Genomic DNA, 3,302 nt, shown 5'->3' with positions numbered 1-3,302 from the left:
CCGCGGGTCGTCCGCTGCGGCCGTGTCGTGGAGCCGCTTGGACATGGTGGCGATGCCGAAGTCGTTGAGATAGCCCTCGAGCGACCAGGACGCGCTCTCGCCCGTGGACGTCGGGGTGTAGCCGAGGAAGATCGACGAGTTGAGCCCCTTGCGGCCGACGTTCTGGTTCGGCGGCACGACCTCCGCGTTCTTCAGCGCGGCGTCGTACATCGCCTGGACGTCGATGCCGGGCACGCCCTTGAGGTACGCGTCGGCGAAGGCGACGTCGGAGCTCGTCCCCGTCATGGAGTTGGAGTAGCCCGGCGAGGACCACCGCGACACCCAGCCGCCGTCCTTGTACTGCTGGACGAAGCCGTTGACCAGCTCACCGGCTCGGCTCGGGTAGAGCAGGGAGTACGCCGGCCAGGTCGTGCGATAGGTGTCCCAGAAGCCGTTGTTGACGTAGACCTTCCCGTCGGCGATGGGGGCGCCGGTCCGCGTCGCGGTCGTGCCGGCGGGCGCGGGGCTTGTCGAGGCCGAGGACTGCACGACGTGCTTCCACACGGGAGCGTCGGCGGTGCCGACGTTCTCGTGCCCGGAGTTCGGATAGAGGCTCAGGCGGTAGAGGTTCGAGTAGAGCGTCGTGAGCTGCTCCTCGCTCGCGCCCTCGACCTCGATGACGCGGAGCACCTGCTCCCACGCCGCCTTGGCGCGGGCCTGCACCGACGCGAACGTGTCGGTCGGGGAGACCTCCAGCTCGAGGTTCTTGCGCGCCTGGTCAACGCCGATCAGCGACGTCGCGATCCGCATGGTGACGGTCCGGTCGGCACCGGCGGCGAACCGGGCGTACCCCGTGACGTTGGAGCCGCCGCCACCGCCGATCTTGCCGCTCGCGGTGATCGGCCTGTCGAACGTGGCGTAGACGTACATCCGCGTCGAGCCGTTGGTCGAGCCGCTGCGGACGTCGGTGTAGCCGGTGACCGTGCCCGTGGCGGCGTCGATCGTGAGGCCGCCGTTGTTGTTGATGTTGTCGAAGACCAGGCTCGACTCGTCGCCGGGGAACGTGAACCGGAAGAGCGCCGCGTGGTCGGTCGGGGTGAGCTCGGCCTTCAGCCCGTTGTCGAAGGTGACGCCGTAGTAGTGCGCCCGCGCGACCTCGTTGTCGTGGCTGAAGCTGAGTGCGCGGATCGCGCGGTTGGCCGAGGGCACTCCGCTCATCGCGGACGGCATCACCTGGAAGGTCTGCCGGTCGCCCATCCACGGGCTCGGCTGGTGGCTCAGCGAGAAGGCCTGCAGCGTCGGGCGGTTCTCGGCGTTGTTGCCGCGCTGGTACTCGTACAGCCAGTTGTCGACGCCGGCGTTCGTGACCGGCGTCCAGAAGTTGAAGCCGTGGGGGACGGCCGTGGCGGGGAAGTTGTTGCCGCGGGAGAAGTTGCCGCTCGCGTTGGTGCCGCGGGTGGTCAGCACGTAGTCGGCCGGGCTCGCCTTGGGCTCCTGCACCGGGCTCGCGACGATCGAGATGTCGTCCACCCAGCCGCCGAAGTCGGCCGGGCCGTCCGGGTTGTCGTACGCGAGGAGGATCCGGTCGATCGTCTTGCCGGCGGCGACGGCGCCGATGGCAGAGCGCTCGGAGTTCCACTGGTTGGCGTAGAGGATCTTGGCCGTGCCCTGCCCCTGCGGGCTCAGCGGCATCCCGTGCTGGTCCGCCGCGCCGAGCTGGCTGAGGTAGGTCCCGTCGGTGAAGGCGAGGTCGACCGCGGCGTAGGTGCTCGGGTAGCCGAGGTCGTTGCCGGTCAGCTCGGGGAAGATCTTGTAGGACAGCTCCGTCGTGGGGGTGACGTGGATGTCGACGTCGAACAGCTTGTTGTAGGAGTAGCCGCGGCCCTCGGCCGTGTGCGTGCCCATGTAGTGCAGCGACGCGACACCCGTCCAGCCGACGTTGCGGTTGGGCGGCGTGTTGTAGCCGTTGCTCGGCCCGGAGCCGACCACCGTGGTCATGTCGGAGGCCGGGATCGGTGAAGTGGACAGCAGCCATTCGGCGAGCTGCACGGCATCGGCGCCGGCGTTCGCCGTGATGTCGAGGCGGTAGTAGAGGTAGGCCGTGCTGTTGTCGACGGAGTACTGCCGCGTCTGGAAGCGGCTCGCGAAGCCCTGGTTGGTGCGGGTGTCCAGCGTCTTCCACGTGCGGCCGTCGTCGGACGCCTGCAGCCGCCAGCTGCGCGGGTCCCGGCCCGGCGCGTCGTTGGCCGAGCCCAGGGCGTACGCCACCACGGTCGTCGGCGTCGACAGCTTGTATTGCACCCAGCCGGTCGTCCCGCCGGCCAGCCACTTGGTGTTGACGTCGCCGTCGGCGAGCTTCGGCGTCGTCTCGTTGGGCGGGTTGTCACGGTTGGCCGTGGCCTCGACGACGCGGTCCGTCACGTTGCCCGGGAACGTCACGGCGCCGGGCGTGAGCCGGCGCAGCGAGGTCGCCGAGACGTACGCGTCGATCGGCCCGCTGTCGTGCGTGCGGACCTGGAACTGCGGCGTCCCTCCGCCGCTCGCCGGGGTCGTGAAGTCCACGGTCACGGTGCGCGGCTGGTCGCTCAGGGCGAAGTACTCTCCGCCCACGTCGGACGAGCCGCTGTAGAAGTTCAGGAAGATCTGCCCGCTGCCCTGCAGGGTGACCTGCGCCCGGTAGGTCGTGCCGTTGGCGAGGTTCCGCATCGGGACCTGGATCCAGGTCTCCCCGGCCGACTGCATCGTCCAGCGCACCGCCGACGCCCCGGCGGGCGTCGTCGTGCGGGCGATCGTGCCGGGGACCGAGCCGACGCCGTTCTGGAACGGGCCCTCCCACGCGAGCTCGGCCGTCGGCCGCCCGAGCAGGTCGTCACCGGTGGGCTGGCTCGGGCTGCGCTCGAGGACGGACGCCCCGATGACGCCGGACGCCTTCTGCCGGCCCTGCGGGTCGGTGTCCGGCGTGCTCACCCACTCCGGCTGCAGGTCCGCGGCCTCGAACGAGGTCGAGAAGCCGGTCGCCAGCACCGCGGCCGGGGCCTCGTCGGGAACGATGACGATCTCGTCGGCGCCTGCCGGGGTCGAGGTGAGGGCGCCGGCCGCGAAGGTCGCGGCCGTTGCGGCCAGGGCGAGCGGGCGGCCGATCGCCGACGGCCGCCATCGGTGCCGGCCGCCGGACGGCCGGAGAGGGTTCGAGGACATCGCGAAGTACGTCCCTTTCTCTGACATCGTTGTCACGTTGCGCAAGCGAAGGCCGCGCAGACGAAGCCAACCACCCGGGGGCCGGTGGAGGGAAGACCTTCGCGGCCGCGATCGCGGGGGCCCGG

1 protein-coding gene is annotated in these 3,302 nt (G+C 70.5%); it reads right to left on the bottom strand.

The genetic code is table 11. From position 1 onward, the window contains the following. Positions 1-3,177, bottom strand: a 3,177-nt coding sequence (locus tag G9H71_RS21725; protein ID WP_231135274.1) for a glycoside hydrolase domain-containing protein, incomplete at its 3' end; no start/stop codon positions are given. Between the last annotated feature and the right edge of the window lie 125 nt (positions 3,178-3,302).

It is taken from the genome of Motilibacter deserti (genome assembly GCF_011250635.1).
Taxonomy (GTDB): domain Bacteria; phylum Actinomycetota; class Actinomycetes; order Motilibacterales; family Motilibacteraceae; genus Motilibacter_A; species Motilibacter_A deserti.
This window is presented reverse-complemented; position numbering and strand designations above follow the sequence as displayed.